At 58.6% G+C, this 21,433-nt stretch carries 20 protein-coding genes; 10 read left to right on the top strand and 10 right to left on the bottom strand.

The window, feature by feature from the left end:
* The 8 genes from IDH41_RS14120 to leuC all read right to left on the bottom strand — a co-directional run.
* On the bottom strand, positions 1-1,564 hold a 1,564-nt coding region (locus IDH41_RS14120), incomplete at its 3' end, for a dynamin family protein (protein ID WP_190862049.1).
* 12 nt (positions 1,565-1,576) lie between these two features.
* Positions 1,577-1,849, bottom strand: a complete 273-nt coding sequence (locus IDH41_RS14115; protein WP_190862047.1) for an NAD/NADP transhydrogenase alpha subunit — start codon at positions 1,847-1,849, stop codon at positions 1,577-1,579.
* Between the two features lie 5 nt (positions 1,850-1,854).
* Entirely contained in the window at positions 1,855-2,550 is a 696-nt protein-coding gene (gene nth / locus IDH41_RS14110) for an endonuclease III (protein WP_190862045.1), read from the bottom strand.
* A gap of 141 nt (positions 2,551-2,691) precedes the next feature.
* Positions 2,692-5,169 carry an S-layer homology domain-containing protein gene (locus IDH41_RS14105; protein ID WP_190862043.1) on the bottom strand — a complete coding sequence of 826 codons (2,478 nt, stop codon included), beginning with the start codon at positions 5,167-5,169 and terminating at the stop codon, positions 2,692-2,694.
* A gap of 24 nt (positions 5,170-5,193) precedes the next feature.
* On the bottom strand, positions 5,194-5,727 hold the full coding sequence (locus tag IDH41_RS14100) for a GerMN domain-containing protein (RefSeq protein ID WP_190862041.1): 534 nt from the start codon (positions 5,725-5,727) through the stop codon (positions 5,194-5,196).
* A gap of 20 nt (positions 5,728-5,747) precedes the next feature.
* Positions 5,748-7,142, bottom strand: coding sequence for an N-acetylmuramoyl-L-alanine amidase family protein (locus IDH41_RS14095; RefSeq protein ID WP_190862039.1), 1,395 nt, complete (start codon positions 7,140-7,142; stop codon positions 5,748-5,750).
* A 155-nt stretch (positions 7,143-7,297) separates the two neighbouring features.
* Positions 7,298-7,897, bottom strand: a complete 600-nt coding sequence (leuD, locus tag IDH41_RS14090) for a 3-isopropylmalate dehydratase small subunit (protein ID WP_190862037.1) — start codon at positions 7,895-7,897, stop codon at positions 7,298-7,300.
* A gap of 28 nt (positions 7,898-7,925) precedes the next feature.
* Entirely contained in the window at positions 7,926-9,341 is a 1,416-nt protein-coding gene (leuC, locus tag IDH41_RS14085; RefSeq protein ID WP_190862035.1) for a 3-isopropylmalate dehydratase large subunit, read from the bottom strand.
* 234 nt (positions 9,342-9,575) lie between these two features.
* Here leuC and IDH41_RS14080 point away from each other — a divergent pair, with 234 nt between their 5' ends.
* Positions 9,576-10,469 (top strand): LysR family transcriptional regulator, encoded by an 894-nt coding sequence (locus tag IDH41_RS14080; RefSeq protein WP_190862034.1) that lies wholly within the window; start codon positions 9,576-9,578, stop codon positions 10,467-10,469.
* Positions 10,470-10,483: 14 nt separating this feature from the next.
* Here the strand turns inward: IDH41_RS14080 and IDH41_RS14075 are convergent, their stop codons facing one another.
* On the bottom strand, positions 10,484-11,287 hold the full coding sequence (locus IDH41_RS14075; RefSeq protein WP_190862032.1) for a carbon-nitrogen family hydrolase: 804 nt from the start codon (positions 11,285-11,287) through the stop codon (positions 10,484-10,486).
* A 120-nt stretch (positions 11,288-11,407) separates the two neighbouring features.
* Between IDH41_RS14075 and IDH41_RS14070 the strand changes: the two genes are divergently transcribed.
* The 9 genes from IDH41_RS14070 to IDH41_RS31945 all read left to right on the top strand — a co-directional run bounded on the left by IDH41_RS14070 (position 11,408) and on the right by IDH41_RS31945 (position 20,433).
* On the top strand, positions 11,408-11,878 hold the full coding sequence (locus IDH41_RS14070; RefSeq protein WP_190862029.1) for a hypothetical protein: 471 nt from the start codon (positions 11,408-11,410) through the stop codon (positions 11,876-11,878).
* 86 nt (positions 11,879-11,964) lie between these two features.
* Positions 11,965-13,161 carry a pyridoxal phosphate-dependent aminotransferase gene (locus IDH41_RS14065; protein ID WP_190862028.1) on the top strand — a complete coding sequence of 399 codons (1,197 nt, stop codon included), beginning with the start codon at positions 11,965-11,967 and terminating at the stop codon, positions 13,159-13,161.
* Positions 13,162-13,491: 330 nt separating this feature from the next.
* Positions 13,492-14,592, top strand: coding sequence for a glutamate 5-kinase (proB, locus tag IDH41_RS14060; RefSeq protein ID WP_190862026.1), 1,101 nt, complete (start codon positions 13,492-13,494; stop codon positions 14,590-14,592).
* A 17-nt stretch (positions 14,593-14,609) separates the two neighbouring features.
* Positions 14,610-15,860, top strand: a complete 1,251-nt coding sequence (locus IDH41_RS14055; RefSeq protein WP_190862024.1) for a glutamate-5-semialdehyde dehydrogenase — start codon at positions 14,610-14,612, stop codon at positions 15,858-15,860.
* Between the two features lie 23 nt (positions 15,861-15,883).
* The gene (gene proC, locus IDH41_RS14050; RefSeq protein ID WP_190862022.1) at positions 15,884-16,753 is read left to right on the top strand and encodes a pyrroline-5-carboxylate reductase; all 870 of its coding nucleotides are present in this window, start codon (positions 15,884-15,886) and stop codon (positions 16,751-16,753) included.
* Positions 16,750-17,982 carry a 2,3-diketo-5-methylthiopentyl-1-phosphate enolase gene (locus tag IDH41_RS14045; RefSeq protein WP_190862020.1) on the top strand — a complete coding sequence of 411 codons (1,233 nt, stop codon included), beginning with the start codon at positions 16,750-16,752 and terminating at the stop codon, positions 17,980-17,982. The genes proC and IDH41_RS14045 overlap by 4 nt, the downstream gene beginning before the upstream one ends.
* Positions 17,979-18,662 (top strand): 2-hydroxy-3-keto-5-methylthiopentenyl-1-phosphate phosphatase, encoded by a 684-nt coding sequence (locus IDH41_RS14040; protein ID WP_190862018.1) that lies wholly within the window; start codon positions 17,979-17,981, stop codon positions 18,660-18,662. Before IDH41_RS14045 ends, IDH41_RS14040 begins: the two co-directional genes overlap by 4 nt.
* Positions 18,659-19,309, top strand: a complete 651-nt coding sequence (gene mtnB, locus IDH41_RS14035; RefSeq protein WP_190862016.1) for a methylthioribulose 1-phosphate dehydratase — start codon at positions 18,659-18,661, stop codon at positions 19,307-19,309. Before IDH41_RS14040 ends, mtnB begins: the two co-directional genes overlap by 4 nt.
* Positions 19,310-19,437: 128 nt before the next feature.
* A complete protein-coding gene (locus tag IDH41_RS31945) occupies positions 19,438-20,433 on the top strand; it encodes a MerR family transcriptional regulator (RefSeq protein WP_190862014.1) in 996 nt (331 codons plus the stop codon).
* A gap of 295 nt (positions 20,434-20,728) precedes the next feature.
* Here IDH41_RS31945 and IDH41_RS14025 read toward each other — a convergent pair whose 3' ends face one another.
* Complete coding sequence (locus tag IDH41_RS14025) at positions 20,729-21,409, bottom strand: DnaD domain protein (RefSeq protein WP_317890747.1); 681 nt, start codon at positions 21,407-21,409, stop codon at positions 20,729-20,731.
* Positions 21,410-21,433: the final 24 nt, after the last annotated feature.

The raw sequence follows: 21,433 nt of genomic DNA, 5'->3' as shown, positions 1-21,433 counted from the left end.
GCTCGGCCGCGCGCTTCGCGAGCGCGGCCAGCGCCTCGAGGGCGCCGGCTTGCGAGCGAAGCGCCGCAAGCCGCGCCTGCGCCTCGGCGGCGGCCGCATCGCCCGCCGCCGCCTTGTGATCCGCCAGCTCGTCGATGAGCGCAAGCGCTCGCTGGCGGTAGACGCTCTTCACGTCCGCGGCCAGGTCGCGGCAATACGTCATCGTGTACTCGTTCCCGATGACGGCACCGGCCTTCACGCGCCCGATCAGCCAATCCGCGTCCGGCTGCCAGCCCAAGGCGCGCGCCAGCTCTTCCTCGAGCCGCGCGCCGGCGAAGCCGGCCTGCTCCGCCGCCGATCGCAGCAGATCCTTTACGTGCCAATCGATCGAAGCGCTGACGAGACCGTTCAGCTCCTCGAGGAAGGCGCGCAGCCGGCGCTCCTGCTCGGCGGCCGTCTTCGCCGCAGCGAACAGCAAGCCGGCCTTGAACCCCGGCTTCCGGCTCTCCAGGAACGACTGCGCCAAGTCGCGCAGATTCGCGGGCGTAATGTTCGCGTTATCGAGCAGCGACTGCAGCTCCTTGCGCAGCCCGGCGCGGTACGTTTCTTTCTCGGCTTCGATAACGCGAATGTCCGCTTGCAGCCGGTCCATCTCGCCGCCGAGCCGGGCCGCCGCTTCTTCGCCTCCGGCTTCCGCTAGCAGCCGCTCGCGCTCCGGCTCCGCCTGCCGCTCGAGCCGCTTCAAATGCCGCGCGGCCAAATGCCGAAGCGAGGCGTCCACGCTGTACGCGCACAGCGGCCCGCGCAGCGACTGAAGACGGGTAAGCAGGTTCAGCAGAACGTCCCATTCCTGATAAGGATGATCCGGCTCGCGGAGCGACAAATACAGGATGCCCGCGGGCTCCAAGTGCCAGGCGTGAAAGGCTTCCTCGACGCTTTGGCGGTAGCTGGCGAACGACAGCTCGCGCTCGCGGTGCTTATCGATTTGATTGACGATAAAGTATAAGGGCTTGCCCCAGTCCTTCAACTGCTTGGCGAATGAAAAGTTGATTTCGGATTGCACGTGGTTATAATCCATGACGTAGAACACGACGTCCGCCAAATGAAGCGCCGATTCGGTCGCCATCCGGTGCGCGTCGTCGGTCGAATCGATGCCCGGCGTATCCAGGAGCACGGTATGCTCCCCCAGCCGCTCGCTCGGATAGACGATCGATACGGACGTGAAGGTTTCCCCGTCCACGCAGTACCGGTCAAGCTCCCCGATCGGCACTTCCGCCTTCGACGGAACGCCGTCCTTGATCGTTTCGACCGCAGCGTAAGCCCTGTCGCCGCCGCGGATCGAGACGACGTTCGCGCTCGTCGGGATCGGGCTCGAAGGGAGCAGCTTCGCGCCGCACAACCGGTTGATCAGAGTCGACTTTCCAGCCGAAAAATGTCCGCAAAAAGCGACAGTAAGCCGACCTTCGGTCAGCTTACTGTTCAGCTCCTGCGTTTGCCTTGCCTGTATCGCGTCTCCCGCGGCCGACATCGCGCCGGCCGCTTCGGTAATGGCTCCCGCTAAGCTTTGCACCGTCACTTGTGTCATTCTCGCTGCTCCTTAAACGGCTTCCTCTTCTTCGGACGGCAAGCAAATTTCAAATACGTTGCCGTGCTGCAAGATCATAATGTTGCGCTCCTTCTCCCTCATCACGACGACCTCGGGCTTCGCCCGCATCCGATCGATGTATTGAAGCGGCACATCGCCCGATCCGCTGACCGTAACGCCTTCGACGACGATATCCTCGTTCTCCTGCGGCGGCGCTTCCAGCACCTGCTCGTAAATATCGGAAAAAAGCTCAAAGTTGTTGGTGTACACGGAAATGCATTTCATCTTCATCATCCTTCACTGGCAATTTTCGGTTTCTTCGTATTATTTTTCGTTTTCGTGCCGGTCTTCATACGTGTTTTTCCTTCTTTGCAGCCGTCAAGCAGCGGACAAACCGGGCACTGCGGGCTTTGCGCCTTGCAATGGTAGCGGCCGAAGAAAATCAGCCTATGGTGGGTAATCGTCCACTCCTCGCGGGGCACCAGCTTCATCAGCTTCTTCTCGACCTCGAGCACCGAATCTTCCGGCTTCGCGAAGCTAAGCCGCTTCGATACCCGCTCCACATGCGTATCCACGGCGATGGCCGGCACGCCGAAGGCGTTCGACATGACGACGTTCGCCGTCTTGCGTCCGACCCCGGGCAGCTCCGTCAATCGTTCATGGCTCGCCGGAACTTCGCCTCCGTATTTATCGATGATGATGCGGCAAAGCTTCTGGATGTTCGAAGCTTTGCTGCGGAACAGACCGATTCGCCTAATATCCTGCTCCAATTCCTCGAGAGGCACGTCTAAATAGTGCTCCGGGCGCTTATATTTTTGAAATAAAGACGCCGTGACCTTATTCACCGTCTCATCCGTGCATTGTGCCGACAGCAATACGGCGATCGTAAGCTCGAACGGGTTGCTGTGATTAAGCTCGCAGTGCGCGTCCGGAAACATGTCGCCCAAGACGTCCAACACATGACGCATTTTTTGCTTCGCGCTCATCGTCCTCTCCCCTAATCCATACACTATCGTTCAAAGTGTAGCGAAATTTGTCACGGTTAGCAACCGAAAACGGCCATATTCTATAAAAAAAACTGCCCGGAGGGCAGTTTTTTCACAAAATATAAATATATCGCTTCGAAACTACTGCTTCACGATTTCCAGCGCGTTGTTACGGAAGCCGTAAATGAGAATGACGTCGCCAGATTTGAGAGATTGCAGCGTGATCGCGCTGCCGTTCTGCGTATACTTGGTGCTGTTCGTCACGTTGAAATAATTGCGGTTATCCGAGCTGGTCGTCTTCTCGGTCCAAATTTGGCTGTCGGCCGCGTTAAAGCTCGTAAAAATGCGGCTTTCGGCAACGGCTGCCGTAAACTGCGTTTTGCCGTTCTCGGTTTTGACGACCTCGACGTAATCGCCGACGGTCAGAAGGCTGGTGGACGTACCCTGCGCGGTTCCTTTGTAGACGATGAAGCCCGCGCCTTCGCCGTACGTCACGCTTTTGCCCGTCATGTCCGCAATCGCCACGCCGCTTCCGGTTACCGACGTCACCTTGCCCTGCGTGACGTTAACGACGCGAACGACCGTCGTCTGTTTGCCGACGTATGTGGCGTTCACGATCGCACCCGGAGCGATCTGGTTCACCGTAAGCGTCGCGCCCGCTTCGTTCAGCAGCTGCGTGCTCAGCACGGACAGCTCGAATAGAGGCGTCGTCGCGTTTTTGATCCGGAGCTTCTTGTTTATCGCGTCCACCGATACGACCTCGTATTGGGTAAGCGAATGAACTTTGATCGATGCGATTCGATCCTGCGTGGAAGTCAGGCCAAGCGTCAGCGTGTCGCCGATCTTCAAATCGGTCAGCGACGCCGACGTAATGCCGTTGATCTCGATACCGGCATTTTGATACGGAAGCGTCACTTCGGCGCCGCTGTCCAGCTTGACGGTCAATTGGCTCGTCGAGCCGTTAATCGAGGTCAGCGTGCCGGTGTAGCCCGTTACGAATTGCAACGATACGATCGTATTGCCGGTGTAGCTGACGACGACCTTGCGGTTCTGGGTCAGCATGCTGCTGGCCGAAGCAAGCGTGATCGAAGAGCCGTTATAGTCGATTCTGGTCTTATCCGTAAAATACAACGCCTGCGCGTTCAAGCCGCTCGCGTCAACGATCGTCAGCAGCTTCTTGTCGTACAGGAAAGCGGCTATTTGGGCGCCCGCAAGCACTTTCACGTTGCGGTTGGTCACTTTGATCTTCGTCACTTCGCCGGTCGCGTTCAAGCTGAGTTCGACCTGATCGGCTTCCTTCAGCAGATCGGCCGTCGTCGCGCCGGCCATGCCATCGATCTCGACGGTTACGCTGTCCGCCAAAAACTTCGAGACGAGGCTCGTACCCTCCATGATCGTAATCGTGTCGCCAACGGTCCCGTAGAACGTTCCCTTCGCCATCGTCGGCGTGGAAGCCGGCGCCGCGACGATTTTGATCGTCGCCGGGTTGTCGCGGAACGTATCCTGCACGATACTGATCGGCGTGTCCCGCTGCAAATCGCCAAGCGACAACGGCTTGCCCTCGCTGTCTACGATGGCTGTCGAATCGGTATAATAGAACGGGATCGGCTCGTTATTGATCCAGACATAAATTTTGTTCTCTCCCGCGATGACGCGGTCCAGCGTTCCCGAAGTCGACTTCACATGCTGCGTCTCGCCCTTCACCTCGACGTAGAGCGCCTTGCCGTCCTTCGCGATGACCGATGCGTCGCCGTATTCGATCAGCTGCTGCTTCGTGATCGCTTTCTCCGAATCATAGTGATAATACAGCGTGTCGGCGTCGACGGTGTAGGTCGTCTCCTTGCCTTCGCTGTACAGCGTGACCGCGGTATCGGTCAGCTTGGTCAAAATCCCGTCCGTCTGCCCGACGTATTCGACCGGATACAGCTTCTGGGCGCGGCTGAAGAGCGTTGCGAGACTTGCCCTCGTCACGTTCGCCTTCGGATCGAATTTCTCCGCCGTTACGCCCTTGACGAGCTCCAGCTCGGAGGCGGCATTGACGTAGCCTTTATATTTGCCGTCGATTTGGCCGGCATCGGCGAACGACGAAGCCGCGTCCTTCAGACGCTCGGCTTCGTCCTCTTTGTCGATCGCCCGGATCATCAGCTTGGTCACCCACTCGCGCGAAGCGGGCTTCGTGCCCCAAGACACTTTCGCATCTTTGGCCGCGTTAGCATATTCCTCCTGCTGGTCGAGCAAGCCGAGCGAGAATGCCAGCAAGATGTAAGGCTTGTAGTAGTTGTTGACCGTAAAATTGTTCGGAAAGCCGATGATCGCATCGTCGTCCACTTGATCGTCAAGTCCCGCGAAACGAAGCGCCATCAGAACCGCTTCCTGCTGCGAAACGCTCTGGTTCGGCTTGAAGACGTACGTGCTGCCGCTCGCATAGCCCGTTATGATGCCTTGCAGCGCCAGCTTGGCGACATGCTTCTCGGCCCAGTGGCCGCTGCTGATATCCGTGAACGGCGTGCTAAGCGCAGCCGCATGGACGTTAACGGGAGCCGCCAAGCCGCTTCCCGCTACGAGAGAAAGCGCGAGCGCCCCGACCAAAATCTTTTTACCGGCAAAATGCAATGTCATAAAATCCGATTCCCCCTGAATGAATTATTCCTTCTTGAACGGATGCTCCAAATCGACGTGCCCCATCAAGCTCTCGACGGCCTCCCCGTCGACAAGCAGCTCGATCGATTGGACGAAATCGAATTGAAATAATGTTTTTTGCAGCGTTTCGATTACGAGCAATTCGCCCGGCGCGCCAAGCCGCGCTTCGTCGGGCACATGAACGTCCAGGTCGACCTGCCCGCTGTCCAGCTTCACGGATTTGATCTCGATCGGCTTCCAGAGCGACAAGGCGTTCTCGCCCGCGTCCTTCTGCAGCTCGGCAACGGCCGCCTTCACGAGTTCTTCGTCCGTCGAATAGGAAAGCTCGACCGGATGCTCCACCGTCTCGAGAAGCTCCGCGTCGGTCAAATAAATGATCGCTTCGCGCTTATTTATCGTTGCCGCCGGTTCATCGGAAGGCTCCTGGACCGCGGCGCCCGGATTATCCGCGGGCTTGTCCTGCCCGCCGCCGCATCCGGCCAAAGCGCAAGCGAGTACGATGAAAGCAAGCAGCCCTCGCGTTTTCGTTCCCGTCATCTTAGGTGAACACCTGCTTTCTATTTAATCTCCAAGTACTCCTTGATGCCCTTCACGACTTCCGAGGCGATCCGGTTCTGGACGGCGTCGGAGAACAGCGCTTTCGAGTCCGTCTGATTCGTAAGGTAACCCGCTTCGAGCAGGACGGCCGGCATCGTCGTTTCCTTGATCACTTTATAATTCGCCTGCTTGACCTTGCGATCCTTCAAGCCCGTGCCGACCAATAGATGCTTGTGCATGACGTCGGCGAACGGCTTGCTCGCGGCTCGGCTGTAATACGTTTCGGTCCCCGTCACGGAAGATTTGTCGATCGCGTTCGCATGAATGGAAACGAATAAATCCGCTTTCAGATTTTCGGCAAACTTCACCCGGTCGATCAATTCGATGAACGTATCGTCCGAACGCGTCAAATGGCCTTTGAGCTGCGTTTCTTTGTCCAGCAGCGCTTTGATCTTGAGCGCCACGCTTAGATTGAATTCTTTCTCGTACCGCTTCTGCACGCTGTAGGCGCCCGGGTCCTTGCCGCCGTGACCGGCGTCGATCACGATGTCGTATACCTCAGGTCCCGTCGGCGTTTCCGGCTCCGTTACCGGAGGCTCCTGCGGCTCGCCCGGATCGACCGGCACCTCTTCCGCCGGCATCAAATCCAGTCTGAGCTCGCCCACGTTCTCGGTCATGACGAAGCCGATGCCCTCGCTTACGTCGATTACGACCCGCGCTTTCGTAGGCTCGAACAAGGAATAACGGTAAGAAGCGAGCAGCGGATTTTGTTCGACGGCCGTTTTGATCTCGCCGACCAGCTGCGACATGATTTCCTCCGTGTACGCCGTATTCGGAAAATCGATCACGATCCGTCTCGGATTTTCCAAATAAAAAGGCTTGTCCGCTTTCAGCGTGCCTTCGTAACCGATCGTCAAGCCGCTGACGCCGTCGAACGACACCTGCTTGATCCAGCCCGTCGGTTCCGCGGGCGCTTCGGGCTCCTTGGGCTTCTCATACATATGTACTTCCTTCTCGAGATGCTTCCATTCGAAATCCAGGCCGAACTGCGTGCCGATGAAGCTGAGCGGCACCATCGTCCGGTTGCTGACCAGCTGCGCCATTGTTTCCATCGCAACCGGTTCGCCGTTTACGATTGCCGTCTTGTCGTTAATCGATAATACGATGCTGCTCTCGCCGCTGAATACGGTAACCCGCTTCGCTTCATGCTCCCATTCGTACGTATACCCCATGCCGTCCGACAATACCGCGAGCGGCACCATCGTATAATCGTTTACGATTTGGGGATTGACGTCCGACTTCAGCAGCTGCCCGTTCAAATAAAGCTTGGGGACGACCTCGGCTGCATGGCCGACTGAGGCGAACATCGTGAAAAATACCGACAAAAACAACAACATGGACACAAATCTTTTCATTTCCCACCTCGATGACTGAAATTGCCCGCATCGAATGAGCGCATTCGACTAATACAGACGAAAATATAGACGCGGCTTGTCAGAAAAAGTTGCGTTCTCAGGAAAAAAGAGGGCAATCCGGCCGGTATGGCGGATTGCCCTCGAAAGTTATTCGATTAGCCCAGACGAGCGGCGTGCTTTTGCTCGTAAGCGGCGATTTTGTCTTCGTGCTGAAGCGTGAGGCCGATATCGTCAAGCCCTTGCAGCAGGAACTGGCGTCGATGCTCGTCGAGATCGAACGAAATCGCAAGGCCGTACTCGTCGGACAGCCGCTTGTTCTCCAAATCGACCGTCAGCTTGTAGCCTTCGTGCTTCGCCGTGCGCTGGAACAGGTCTTCCACTTGAGCTTCGCTCAGCTTGATCGGCAGAATGCCGTTCTTGAAGCAGTTGTTGTAGAAAATGTCAGCGTAAGACGGCGCGATGATCACTTTGTAGCCGTAATCGAGAATCGCCCACGGCGCATGCTCGCGCGAGGAGCCGCAGCCGAAGTTCGCGCGGGAGATCAGGACGGAAGCGCCCTCGTAACGCGGCTTGTTCGGTTCGAAATCGGCGTTCACGTCGCCGTTCTCGTGGAAGCGCCATTCGAAGAACAGGAATTGGCCGAAGCCGCTGCGCTCGATGCGCTTAAGGAATTGTTTCGGAATGATCGCGTCCGTGTCGACGTTCACCCGGTCGACCGGGGCAACGATGCCTGTTAGTTGTTTAAATGGTTCCATATCTAGAATACCCCTCTCATCCGTCCAGTTAGTTCAGCACTTCTGTTTTGATTTCCCAATCGCGTACATCCGTGAAGCGTCCCGTAACCGCTGCGGCAGCGGCCATTGCGGGCGATACGAGATGCGTGCGTCCGCCGCGGCCTTGACGGCCTTCGAAGTTGCGGTTGGAAGTCGACGCGCAGCGCTGACCCGGCTTCAGCACGTCGGGGTTCATCGCGAGACACATCGAGCAGCCCGCGTCGCGCCATTCGAATCCGGCTTCCGTGAATATTTTGTCGAGGCCTTCCTTCTCCGCCTGGATTTTTACCCGGCCCGAGCCCGGAACGACGATCGCCGTCACGTTCTCGCTTACCATGTAGCCTCTCGCGATTTCGGCGGCGGCGCGCAGGTCTTCGATGCGGCCGTTCGTGCAGGAGCCGATGAACACGTAATCGATCGCGATTTCGGTCATTGGCGTGCCCGGCTTCAGATCCATGTATTCAAGAGCGGCTTCGGCCGCTTTGCGCTCGTTCTCGGTCGGAAGATCCGCAGGGAACGGCACGGAAGCCGTAATGCTCGTGCCCATGCCCGGGCTCGTTCCCCAGGTGACTTGCGGGATAAGCGCGTCTACGTCGAATTCGACGACCGTGTCGTACTGGGCGCCTTCGTCCGTCGTCAGCTGCTTCCACGCTTCGACCGCCGCATCGAAGTCGGCAGGCGCGTACTCGCGTCCGCGCAAGTAGTCGAACGTCGTCTCGTCCGGCGCGATCAAGCCGGCGCGGGCGCCCGCCTCGATCGACATGTTGCAGACGGTCATGCGCTCTTCCATCGTAAGGCTCGTAATCGCTTCGCCGGTATATTCGATAACGTATCCGGTCGCGAAATCCGTGCCGTATTGCGCGATGACGCCGAGGATCAAGTCCTTCGCGGTTACGCCCGGCTTCCGCTTGCCGTTAAAGCGGACTTCCATCGTCTTGGCTTTCGACTGCTGCAAGCATTGCGTCGCCAGAACGTGCTCCACTTCGCTCGTTCCGATGCCGAACGCGAGCGCGCCGAACGCGCCGTGCGTGGACGTGTGGCTGTCGCCGCAGACGATCGTCTTGCCGGGATGCGTCAGGCCGAGCTCGGGGCCCATGACGTGAACGACGCCTTGGTCGATGCTGTCGAGATCGAACAGCTTGACGCCGAAGTCTTTGCAGTTCTGCGTCAGCGTATCGATCTGCTGCTTCGAGATCGGATCCGAAATATTGAAACGGTCCTTCGTCGGCACGTTGTGGTCCATCGTCGCGAACGTCAGGTCCGGACGGCGCACTTTGCGGCCGGACAGGCGCAAGCCTTCGAATGCCTGCGGCGAGGTTACCTCGTGCACGAGCTGAAGGTCGATATAAATGACGCTAGGTTTACCTTCTTCCTGATGAATGACGTGATTGTCCCAGATCTTCTCAAACATTGTCTTTTTCGTCATTTTGTTCACCCCATCGATTCATTAAAGCTTTCTGCTTTTATGCCGCCAAAGGACGGCTTCAACCGCTTACGTTTGACTGAATCTACTATAACATTTCTTTCTTCATTGAACCAAGATATAATATCTATAACGTCTATAGGAAATAGCTATAATGGAAAATGGTGAAAATCCGTGCAAATACATGAAATCCGGAAGGTCCGAATTCGATCTTTCTATGAAAAGGAGTCTTGTCCCATGGAACTGAGACAATTGAATTACGTCATCCAAATCGCGCACGAAAAAAACTTCTCCCGGGCGGCGGAGAAGCTGCATATCGCCCAGCCCTCGCTCAGCCAGCAGCTGTCCAAGCTGGAGCAGGAGATCGGCGTCCTGCTGTTTCGGCGCACGACCAATTCCGTGGAGCTGACCCAGGCCGGCCAAGTATTCGTCGAAAAGTCGCAAGCGATCCTCGACGCGGTGGAGCAGCTGAAGCAGGAGATGGACGACATGGCGCAAATGCGCCGCGGCCGGCTCGTCGTCGGCACGCTGCCGATTACGGGCTCGCATATCCTGCCGTTGGTGCTGCCCGTCTTCGGAGCGCATTATCCGCAGATCGAAGTCGTGCTCGTCGAGGACACGACGGCGAAGCTGGAGCAGCTTACCGCCAGCGGCGGTACGGACTTAAGCCTGCTGTCGCTTCCTCTCATCGACAGCTCGCTCGCCTACGAGCCGTTTCTGGAAGAAGAGATTTGCCTGGCCGTGCCGCCGAAGCATCCGCTTGCGGGGCGGACCGGCCCGATCGACATCGCCGAGCTGCTGGACGAACCGTTCATCGTGCTCAAACGCGGGCAAGGCTTCCGGCAAATCGCGATCGAACTATGCGAGCAGGCGGGATTCCAGCCGCGGGTCGTGTTCGAGAGCAGCAACATCGAGACGGTTCAGTCGCTCGTCGCCGGCGGGATGGGCATCGCCTTCGTGCCGCAGATGCTTACCCGGGTCAAGAGCGCCGACTTCGTCCCCGCTTACTTGAGGCTGCGCTCCAAACCGACCCGCACGCTCGTCATCGCAAGCCGCAAAGGAAGGTATTTGTCCAAGGCGGCCGACGCCTTCATCCGGACGTTGAACCGGACGATCAGCAATATGGGCTGATCCTTCGGACCCGATCAAGAACCGTACACCGACGGGCGGCGGTCTTCGAATACGGGAATTTTCGTGCGGACGGCATCGACGAGCGACAAATCAATGTCGGCGTAGACGATCGTCTCTTCCTCGCCGGCCTCGGCGATCGTCTCGCCCCACGGGTCAAGCACGAGCGAATGCCCGAAGAAGCTGGTGTCCCCGCTCGTGCCCGTACGATTGCAGGCAACGACGAACATTTGATTCTCGATCGCTCGCGCGGTAAGCAGCGTACGCCAATGATGCAGCCTGGGATTCGGCCATTCCGCCGGCACGAACAGCAACTTGGCGCCTTCGAGCGCCAGCTTCCGGGCCAGCTCCGGGAACCGGATGTCGTAGCAGATCATCATCCCCGCCCCGGCCCCTTCCAGCTCCAGCTTGCCCGGCTTGTCGCCGGCCGCCAAATATTTTTCCTCCTCCATCAGCCGGAACAGATGAATTTTGGAATAGTCGGAGACGACTTTTCCTTCGCGATCGAACGCGTAGATCGTATTATAGACTTTGCCGTCTTCCCTCAGCTCGGCCACCGAACCGCCGATAATATGAACGCCGTGCTTTTTGGCGAACGCCGACAGGAGCGCCTTCGTCCTCTCCCCTTGCCGGTCCGCGATGCGTTCGATTTCCGTCAGCGCGTAGCCTGTGTTCCACATCTCCGGGAACAAAATGACGTCGGGCTTCTTCTCCCCGCTCGCCGCTTCCTCCAGCATCGATTCGAGCTTCGCGTAATTCGCTTCGACGTTGCCGGCTTCTATTTGCATTTGCAGCAGCGCCAGCCGCAATGATTGACTCATGTGGGTTTCCTCCCGATATGGCGTTTTTTCCTAATGATACCCTCTCATGGTTCCGTGTCAAGCTGGGAACGATATCGAAGAAGCCTTACCCAATCGCAAACGCAAAGGAGAATGTCCCTTATGGTTTTAAAACGGATAACCGTCCTGCTAGTCGCCTGCTTCGCGCTGTTCCTTCACGCTCAAGCGGCATTCGCGTCGCCCGGCGGCGCTCACCGGGCCGAAGCGTCATCGGAGACCGGCCTGAAGCCCGTTCAGGTGTTCGACGTGCAAGCGGGCAAAGTCGTAAAGACGATCCCGAACGACCGGCAGTTCCAAACCTTCGCTTCTTCCTGGATCTCGTCGATTACCGGCCTTGCGCCGCAGCTGACGAGCGACGCGAGCTGCAGCTTCGTCTACCGGATCCCGCTGGAGAAGAAAGTGACGTTCAAAGCGAATGACATCGCCGTAGCTTCCGACGATTTGTTCCTCTTCTATTGCAAGGACAAGCCGCCGCTACTGCTCGTGTTCGACGACGCTCGCAAGCCTTATCTGTTCCTGTTCGGCGCAGACATAAAGCCCTTTATCCAAAAGGTCGGCATTCCCGCATCGTGACCGCGCGCTTCTCTTCTTCGCGTATTCATGCTACATTAAAGCTATTGCCTGATCTATAGCGAATTTGTACGTGTGGAGTGTGAAGGATGGAAACGCAAATCGGTCAACATGTCATTCAACCCGCGGATCGGATGAACGGTCTGCCGACTCAATTTTTCGCCAAGCTGGTCGCCAAAGCGAACGCGCAAGCGGCCAAAGGGCGCGATGTCATCAATATGGGGCAAGGCAATCCGGACCAGCCGACCCCTCCCCATATTGTGGCGAAGCTGCAGGAAGCCGCAGCCAACCCGCTCTATCACAAGTATCCCCCGTTCAGCGGCTATTCGTTCCTGAAGGAAGCCGTCGCGAAGCGGTATAAGGAAGACTACGGCGTCGACGTCGATCCCGCGGCCGAGGTCGCGATCCTGTTCGGCGGGAAAACCGGTCTCGTCGAGATTAGTCAGTGCCTGCTAAACCCGGGCGACGTCTGCCTCGTTCCCGACCCGGGCTATCCCGATTACTGGTCGGGCGTCGCGCTTGCCGGCGCCGAGATGTCGTTCATGCCGCTGAGCGAGCAAAACCGTTATCTGCCCGATTACGAGGCGATCGCTCCGGACATCGCGAAGCGGGCGAAGCTGATGTTCATGAACTATCCGAACAACCCGACCGGCGCCGTGGCCAATGCCGGCTTCTACGAGCGAACCGTCCGGTTCGCCGAGAAGCACGGCATCGTCGTCGCGAGCGATTTCGCTTACGGCGCCATCGGCTTCGACGGCCATAAGCCCGTCAGCTTCCTGCAGACGCCGGGCGCCAAGGAAGTCGGCGTCGAATTTTACACGCTGTCCAAGACGTATAATATGGCGGGCTGGCGCGTCGGCTTCGCGATCGGCAACGCGCGGATCGTCGGGCTGATCAATCTGATCCAGGATCATTATTACTGCAGCCTGTTCGGGGGCATACAAGAGGCGGCCGCGCTCGCCCTTACCGGCCCGCAGCAATGCGTGGCGGATTTGAGGGCCATGTACGAGAGCAGGCGCGAAGCGCTGTTCGGTTCGCTTGAGCGGATCGGCTGGAAGGCGGCGCGTCCGGGCGGCTCCTTCTTCTGCTGGCTGCCCGTGGCCCCGGGCTATACATCCGAAGCGTTCGCCGACAGGCTGCTTCAGGACGCCGACGTCGTCGTCGCGCCGGGCGTCGGATTCGGCGCGCACGGCGAAGGGTATGTGCGGCTCGGCCTGTTGACGAGCGAAGCCAGGCTTCAAGAAGCCGCGGAACGGATCGGCAGGCTTGGCCTGTTCGAAGCCTAGACGGCCGCTGACCGCCTTTACAGCCTTTTCGGAACGTGTTATGCTTATAGGAATTGAACATGAAACGTGATGACGGGACTAGTAAGCTTGAAGGGTCGCGATCAGAGAGTAAATTCCGAAGGCTGCGAGAATTTACCGAAGGCCGCTTGCTGAACCTACCTCCGAGCGGCCGGCGACGAGCCGGACAGCGCCTTCTGTTATAGGCTTAAGCTGGACGATCCTCTCATGGGGATTGTCAATGAAGGTGGTACCGCGGAAGCCAAGGCTTTCGTCCTTTAAGGACGAAAGCCTTTTTTGTCGTCACGAAACAAGCATAGGATGGGATCTAAGATGACGGAGAGGATAGTCGTAAAGATTGGCAGCAGCTCGCTCACTTCGGAGGAAGGCGGCCTTAATCGCGAGAGGATCGGGTTCTTCGCCTCGGAGCTCGCCTCCCTCTACCGGCGCGGCGAAGCCGTCATGCTCGTGACGTCGGGCGCGGTAGCGGCGGGCTTCCGGCAGATCGGGTATGCGGCGAAGCCGAAGCTCTTGCACGAGAAGCAGGCGGCCGCCGCGGTAGGTCAGGCGCTGCTCATGCAGGCTTATCAGGAAGCGTTCGCCAGGTACGGGATCGTAGCCGCCCAAATTTTGCTCACCCGTGCCGATTTCTCGAACCGCAGGCGGATTCATAACGCGTTAATGACGATCGAGGAGCTGCTAAAGCAAAAAATCATTCCGATTATTAATGAGAACGACACGGTCGCGACCGACGAGCTCAAATTCGGGGACAACGACAATTTGTCCGCCCTCGTGGCCGCGATGACCAAATCGGCCAAGCTTGTCATCATAACCGATATGGACGGATTGTACACGGAGGATCCCCGCAAAAATCCGCAAGCCGTCAAAATCGAGCGGGTCGAGCAAATCTCGGAAGATATTATGAAGCTTGCGGGAGGAGCCGGCTCCACCGTCGGCACGGGCGGCATGCGCTCCAAGATCGAGGCTGCCCGCGTCGCGATGCGCGGCGGCGTTCACGCTTTTATCGGCAAGGTGCAGCAGGAAGGCGACCTGGCGCTTGCCGTAGAAGGCCGCGGCCGGGGCACCTACTTCGACACGAAGCTGCACAGCCTGCCGATGAAGAAGCAGTGGCTCGGGTTCCACTCCGTGCCGCAAGGAAAAATCACGGTCGACGACGGAGCGGTATTGGCGCTTCTCGAAGGCGGCAAGAGTCTGCTTCCGGCAGGCGTGACCGCTATTGAGGGCGACTTCCATTCCGGCGACGTCGTCGAGGTGACGAACCGCCAGGGCGAAACGTTCGGCCGCGGCGTCGTGAACTATACGGCGGAGCAAATTCAGGCCGTAGCGGGCCTGTCGAGAGAGGAAGTGCGGCGCCGGGTCGATGTCTCCCGCATAGAGGTTATTCATCGCGACGAATGGATTACGTTGAAATAAGAAGGAGGAAATCCAGCATGATAAGTGAAGTGAGACATAAAGCGGCGCTGGCCCAAGAAGCTGCCGCCACCATGAACCGTCTGTCGACGGAGCAAAAAAATACCGCGCTGCTACATATGGCTGACGCCCTGTTGACGGAGCAAACAGCCATCATCGAAGCGAACGGGCTTGATTTGGCGCGAGGACGCGAACAAGGCACGTCCCCTTCCCTGCTCGACCGCCTTGCGCTGAACGGCGAACGTATCGAAGCGATCGCGGAAGGACTGCGCCAAATCGTCGCGCTGCCCGATCCCGTCGGCGAATTGCTTGAGAAATTCGACCGTCCCAACGGATTGAAAGTGGAAAAGATAAGAGTGCCGCTCGGCGTCATCGGCATGATCTACGAAGCCCGCCCGAACGTGACGGTAGATGCCGCGGGGCTTTGCCTCAAGACGGGCAATTGCGTCGTCCTTCGAGGAGGTTCCGCCGCGATCGAGTCGAACCGCAAAATCGTCGAGGTGCTTAAAAATGCACTCGCGGCGACCGATATGCCCGCGGAAGCGATCCAGCTCATCGAGGATTCCGACCGTGCATCCGTGAACGAGATGCTGAAGCTGAACGGCTTGCTCGACGTGGTCATTCCGCGCGGCGGCGCTTCGCTAATCCGCAACGTCGTCGAGAACGCGACCGTGCCCGTCATCGAGACGGGCGCGGGCGTATGCCACACGTTCATCGACGGCAGCGCGAACTACGGCATGGCCGAAGAAATCGCGTTCAACGCCAAAGTCCAGCGTCCATCCGTGTGCAATTCGATGGAGACGCTGATCGTTCACGAAGCGTTCGCCGAGCGGCATCTTGCGGCGCTGGCCGGCCGGTTCGTCGAAGCCGGCGTGGAGCTTCGCGGCGACGAGAAGTCGCGGCGTCTGGTCGAAGGCGCGAAGCCCGCGACCGAGGAAGATTACCGCACCGAATACAACGATTATATTTTGAATATCAGAATCGTCGACAGCCTTGAAGACGCGCTCGACCATATTCGCCACTACGGCACGAAGCATTCCGAATGCATCGTTACGGAAGACGCGGCGAATGCCGAACGCTTCGTGCAAGAGGTCGACGCCGCGGCCGTCTATCACAACGCGTCCACTCGCTTCACCGACGGGTTCGAATTCGGCTTCGGGGCGGAGATCGGCATCAGCACGCAGAAACTGCACGCCCGCGGGCCGATGGGACTCCCCGCCCTGACATCGACCAAATTCCGCATCTACGGGAACGGACAAATACGGGGTTAAGTAACGTAACGGAGGAATGTAAGATGAGCTTATTAACGCAAGCCGGCATTTCCAGCCTTCAGCTGTGCTTCTACGGAGCCGGCTCCATGGCGGAAGCCATCGTGAGGGGACTTATTAACGAGAAACTGGTCGAGCCCGGCCGGATTTCGATGCTCAACAAGCAGAACCGGGATCGCCTTGCCGAACTTCACGATCGTTACGGCGTGCAGACGGTCGTTCAAGGCTCAAGCAACGAAGCCTATTTACGGGAAGCGGACATTATTTTTCTGGCGATGAAGCCGAAAGACGCGGCCGCCGCTTTGTCTTCGATCAAGCCGTATCTCTCGCCGAAGCAGCTGATCGTCTCCGTCATCGCCGGCTTGTCGATCAACTCGATCGAGCGTCTGCTCGGGCGCGAGGCGGCGATCGTGCGGACGATGCCGAACACGTCGAGCACCATCGGGCTCGGCGCCACGGGCATCAGCTACTCCGAGTCGGTGACGCCTCAGCAGCGGCTGCTGACGGAAGCGATTATGGGCTCCGTCGGCATTAACGCCGTCGTGGACGAATCGCTGCAGGAAGCCGTAACCGGCGTGTCCGGCAGCGGGCCCGCTTACGTTTACTATTTCATGGAAGCGATGTTGGAAGCCGCCAGCCAGCTCGGTTTAACGAGGGAATCGGCGAAGGAACTGGTCGTGCAGACGGTGCTCGGCGCGGCCGAGATGGTAAGGACGACCGGTGAGGAGCCGGCCGAGCTGCGCCGCAAGGTAACGTCACCGAACGGGACGACGCAGGCCGCGCTCGAGGTCATGGATGAAGGACTGTTCGCCGAAACGGTCGTCAAGGCAGCCCGCCGCTCCGCGGAACGCGCCGGCGAGCTGGGCGAAGCGATCGAAAGGAGCATAAACGAATGAATGGATTATGCGTTGCCACGTACCGTGCTTACGACGATAAAGCCGATTTCAGCAAAAAAGCGCTGTCGATCGCGGTCGGCTTGACCGTCGGCAGCTGGACGGAGCTTCCGGAGGCGCAGAAAGCCGAAATGGAGAAGCATCTGGGCAAAGTGGTGTCCGTTGACGTGCATGAGCCGTCCGGAGCGGCGCCGGGAGAGCGTTACGCCGATATCCGGATCGCCTATCCGGACATCAACTTCAGCCGCGACCTCCCTGCCCTGCTCGTCACGGTGTTCGGCAAGCTGTCGATGGACGGGCGGATCAAGCTGCTCGATCTCGACGTATCCGACGCGTTCGCCTCCGCCTTTCCCGGTCCGAAGTTCGGTCTGAACGGCGTACGCGAGCTGCTGGAGGTAAATGATCGTCCGCTGCTGATGAGCATTTTCAAATCGGTCGTAGGCCATGACCTTGCCAATCTCCAGGAACAATTCTATAAACAGGCGCTCGGCGGCGTCGACCTGATCAAGGATGACGAAATTTTGTTCGAGAACCCGCTGACGCCGCTGGAAAAGCGCGTGGAAGCCTGCATGGAGGCGGCGCGGCGCGCCCGGGAGGAGACGGGGCAAAAACTGCTATATGCGGTCAACCTGACCGGCCCTACATCCCAGCTTGCGGCGAACGCGCGCAAGGCGATCGACGCCGGCGCCAACGCCCTTCTGTTCAACGTGCTCGCCTACGGCTACGACGTGCTGCACGAGCTGAGCAGCGACAAGTCGATCAACGTTCCGATCGCGGCGCATCCGGCCATGGCGGGCGCGATTTACCCGTCGCCGCACTACGGCATCGCGGCGTCGCTGTTGCTCGGCAAGCTGATGCGACTCGCTGGCGCCGATCTCGTCCTGTTCCCTTCCCCGTACGGATCGGTCGTCATGCCGAAGGAAGAAAACCTCGCCGTGAAGGACGCATTGCTCTCCCCGCTGCACGGTTTGCGGACAAGCTTCCCCGTCCCTTCCGCCGGCATTCATCCGGGACTAGTCCCGCTTATTTTGAAAGACTTCGGCATGGACGTCGTCGTAAATGCCGGGGGCGGCATTCACGGGCATCCGATGGGCACGGCGGCTGGGGGACAGGCTTTTCGGCAGGCGATCGGCGCCGCTTTGGATGGAACGCCTCTGCAAGAGGCGGCCAAGCAAGCAGGCAACGAGCCGCTGCAAGCCGCGATTAACGCATGGGGGATCAAGGAAGCATGACGGTTAACGAGACAGCCAAGAAACGGATCGTGTTTTGCGACTTCGACGGAACCATTACGGTCAACGACAACATTATCGCGATCATCAAGCATTTCAATCCGGAAGGCTGGGAAAGCATCGCCGAGCGGACGATCGCCCAGGAGCTGTCCATCAAGGAAGGCGTCGGGCAATTGTTCCGACTCCTCCCCGCCTCCATGGAGAAGGAGGTCGTGGAATTCGGCATAACGAACGCCCGCATCCGCGACGGTTTTGAAGCCTTTTTAACGTATTGCAAGGAAAACCGGATCGAATTTTACGTGACGAGCGGCGGGATCGACTTTTTCGTCTATCCGATACTGGAGAGGTTCGGCATCGCGGCCGACCATATATACTGCAACGGCAGCGATTTCAGCGGCGACCGCATCGAAATCCTGTGGCCGAATCCATGCGACGAGCATTGCTCGAATGACTGCGGCATGTGCAAAACGACGATCATGCGCAATTTCCCGTCCGATGAGTACGAGCGGATCATTATCGGGGACAGCGTCACCGACTTCGAAGGCGCCAAGCTTGCCGACACGGTATACTCCCGCTCCCACTTAACGGCCAAGTGCAAGGAGCTCGGGCTGCCGCATCACGAATACGAAACGTTCTACGACATTATCCATCACATGAACGCGGAAAGGACGGCAACGAAATGAGCTTTGAACAAATCGCATTGGAGGATAAGCAGAAGGCCCTCGCCGAGCTGCGCGAAGTGAAGGAGCTGTTCGCCTCGCGCGGCTGGTTCCCGGGCACGAGCGGCAACCTCTCCATCCGCGTCGGCGACTTTAAGCCCGAGCAATTCCAGTTCGCGATTACGGCCAGCGGCAAGGACAAAACGGTTCATACGCCGGAAGACTACTTGTTCGTCGACCAAGACGGCAAGCCGTGCGAAACGACCCGGCTGAAGCCTTCCGCCGAAACGCTGATCCACTGCGAAATTTACAAGCTGACGGGCGCCGGGGCGATTTTTCACGTCCATACCGTGTTCAACAACGTCGTCTCCGAGTATTTCTGGGACCGCAAAGCGGTGCCCGTAGACGGCGTGGAGCTGATCAAGGGCTTTAACATTTGGGACGAAGAGGCGCACATCGATATTCCGATCGTCTCCAACTTCGCGCATATCCCGTCGATCGTGCCGGAGGTAACCGAGCGGATCGTGCCGAGCATCCCCGGCATCGTGCTGCGCAAGCACGGGATATACGCATGGGGCGCGAACGCGTTCGAAGCGAAACGCCACCTCGAGGCGTTCGAGTTTATTTTCGAATATGTGTACCGCTTGGAGCTGCTGAAGAAAGGCATTTAGAAGGTTGCAAAGCGCTCGTAAGGGCAGTCCGCAACGAATCCTCGTTCGCCGTGGCTGTCCTTCTTCTATTCGGCCGCTTGACCTTGACGCGGCGTCTACGTTCATAATGGGTTGCGGGAGGCGATCGGGTGAAGGTGCACGAAGCGGCGATGCTCCTTGGGGTTACGCCCAGGGCGCTGCGCTATTATGAACAAAAAGGGCTGATTAAGCCATGGAAAGAAGAGGAGAACGGCTACCGCGCCTATTCGGAGGAAGATATCGAGCGGCTGCGCTGGATCGTCTCGCTGAGAGAGCTCGGGCTGCCGCTCATCGCCATCGCGGACATTTTGGACTCGCTTGCGGAGCCGGACGCCTTCTTCCGTAAAGTAGATGGCGCCCGCGCTGCGCTCTACGAGGAATGGCTGGACATGGAGAAAGCGCTGCGGTCTCTTGACGACGCGTTATCGGACTGGCAGCGCTCCGGAGAAGCCGATCTGTTGCTCGCGGAACGGGCGGCGGAACAAATGAGGCGGACGCGGCAGCTTCGCTCGTCCTGGAGCGATCAATGGAACTACGACGAGCTGGCCAGCCGGTACGGCGAATTTGCCCCGCTCGTCCACATCGAAGCGATGCTGACCAAGGAGCAGTACTACCGGTCGCTTGTCCGCACCGCCGACTGGCTCGATCCGCAGCCGGGCGAGCTCGGACTCGAGCTCGGCGCAGGCAGCGGCAATCTGACGGCGCTGCTTGCGGCCGGCGGAGCCCGGCTGACGGTCATCGAGCAGTCGGCCCGGATGCTAGCTATCCTCCGAAATCGTCTGCCGGACGTCGAAGCCCGGCAGGGCAATTTGCTGGCGCTGCCGTTGGCCGGTCATGCGTACGCGTTCATCGGCTGCAGCTTCGCCCTGCATCATCTAAACCAGTCGCAGCAGCTGCTTGCATTGGAAGAGATGGACCGCGTCCTCCGGATCGGCGGCCGCCTGGCGCTTACCGGATTCATGGAGGAATCGCGCGGGCAGTCAGGCGGGCAAGCATCCCCCTCCTCCCTGCCGGAGCTGATCGGCTGGCTTGAGAGGAGAAGCTATGCGACGGTTCATGAAAAGCTGTACGACGGCACACATCTCTTGTTTGCCGTGAAGCCATGATGCATGACAAAAAAAGGAGCTGACTCTTCGGTCGCGTCATGACCTTTAGAGACAGCTCCATTAACACTTATACGAATGCTGCTATTTCGATTTTTTCTTCGCGGCGGACCGGCCTTGCTTCTTCGGATCGTCGGATGGAGGGGCAGCGTGCTGGGAACCGTTAGGCTTGATCGAGTCGGACATCCTGCATTCTCCTTTCCTGAAGTCATCCCTCTTACTATTCGCTTACCCGGACCGATCTATGACGGCTTCCGGCCCGTTCGCATGAAACAAAAAAAGCCAAGCCGACCGCGGCTTAGCTTCTTCCCCTGAATTTCTGCGCATGAGCCCGCGCTTCCTCGGCGTTCGTTATCCGGTTGCGGCTCCATTCGAACAAGATCCGGTCGATATACCGAAGGCTGAGCTTGCCGGCGAACACGGCTTCCTTCAGCGCGAAGAGGATGATCTCTTCCGTATAGCGGTCCTGGTCGAGCCAGGCGACAATCGTCTCGCATTCCATCGGCGACAATAGCCGGCCGAACTCCTGCTCGAACACGCTGAACAAGTCTGTTGACGCCGATACCGCCTGTCGCGCAGGCTGCTGGCGCTCCGCTTTCCTCGTCTCCCGCCTCAGCTCGGAAGTCAGCTGCGCCGACTTGTACAGCCATCCGCTCCAATTATACCTTTCGGCCTGTCTTCCGGTCGCCCCGTCCATATATTCGTCGATCGTCAGGAAATCTTCCTTGAGCAGTCTGCCGAGCATTTGTCCGATCGCCGCGACGGACAGCCCCATCCGCTCGCCAAGCTGCTCCGGCGTCGGAAATTCATTCCGGTCAGCTTCCGAATAGGCCATAATTTGCAGCATCAGCATCGCTTCCGAATCCGACAAATCAAGCTGGCGGTACGTGCGCAGCAGCATGGCCGAAACGTGTACGCCGCCCTCCTGCAGCGCCGCGGCCATTCCGTGAGAGTACGCCTTCCAAATCTCGTTGTTCACGCTTTGCCGTCTCCCCCTCGGCTA

The sequence above is a fragment of the Paenibacillus arenilitoris genome, assembly GCF_014705655.1.
In the GTDB taxonomy this organism is placed as follows: Bacteria; Bacillota; Bacilli; order Paenibacillales; family Paenibacillaceae; genus Pristimantibacillus; species Pristimantibacillus arenilitoris.
Note: the sequence above shows the minus strand (reverse complement) of the source record. Positions and strands in the feature narration are given on the sequence as shown.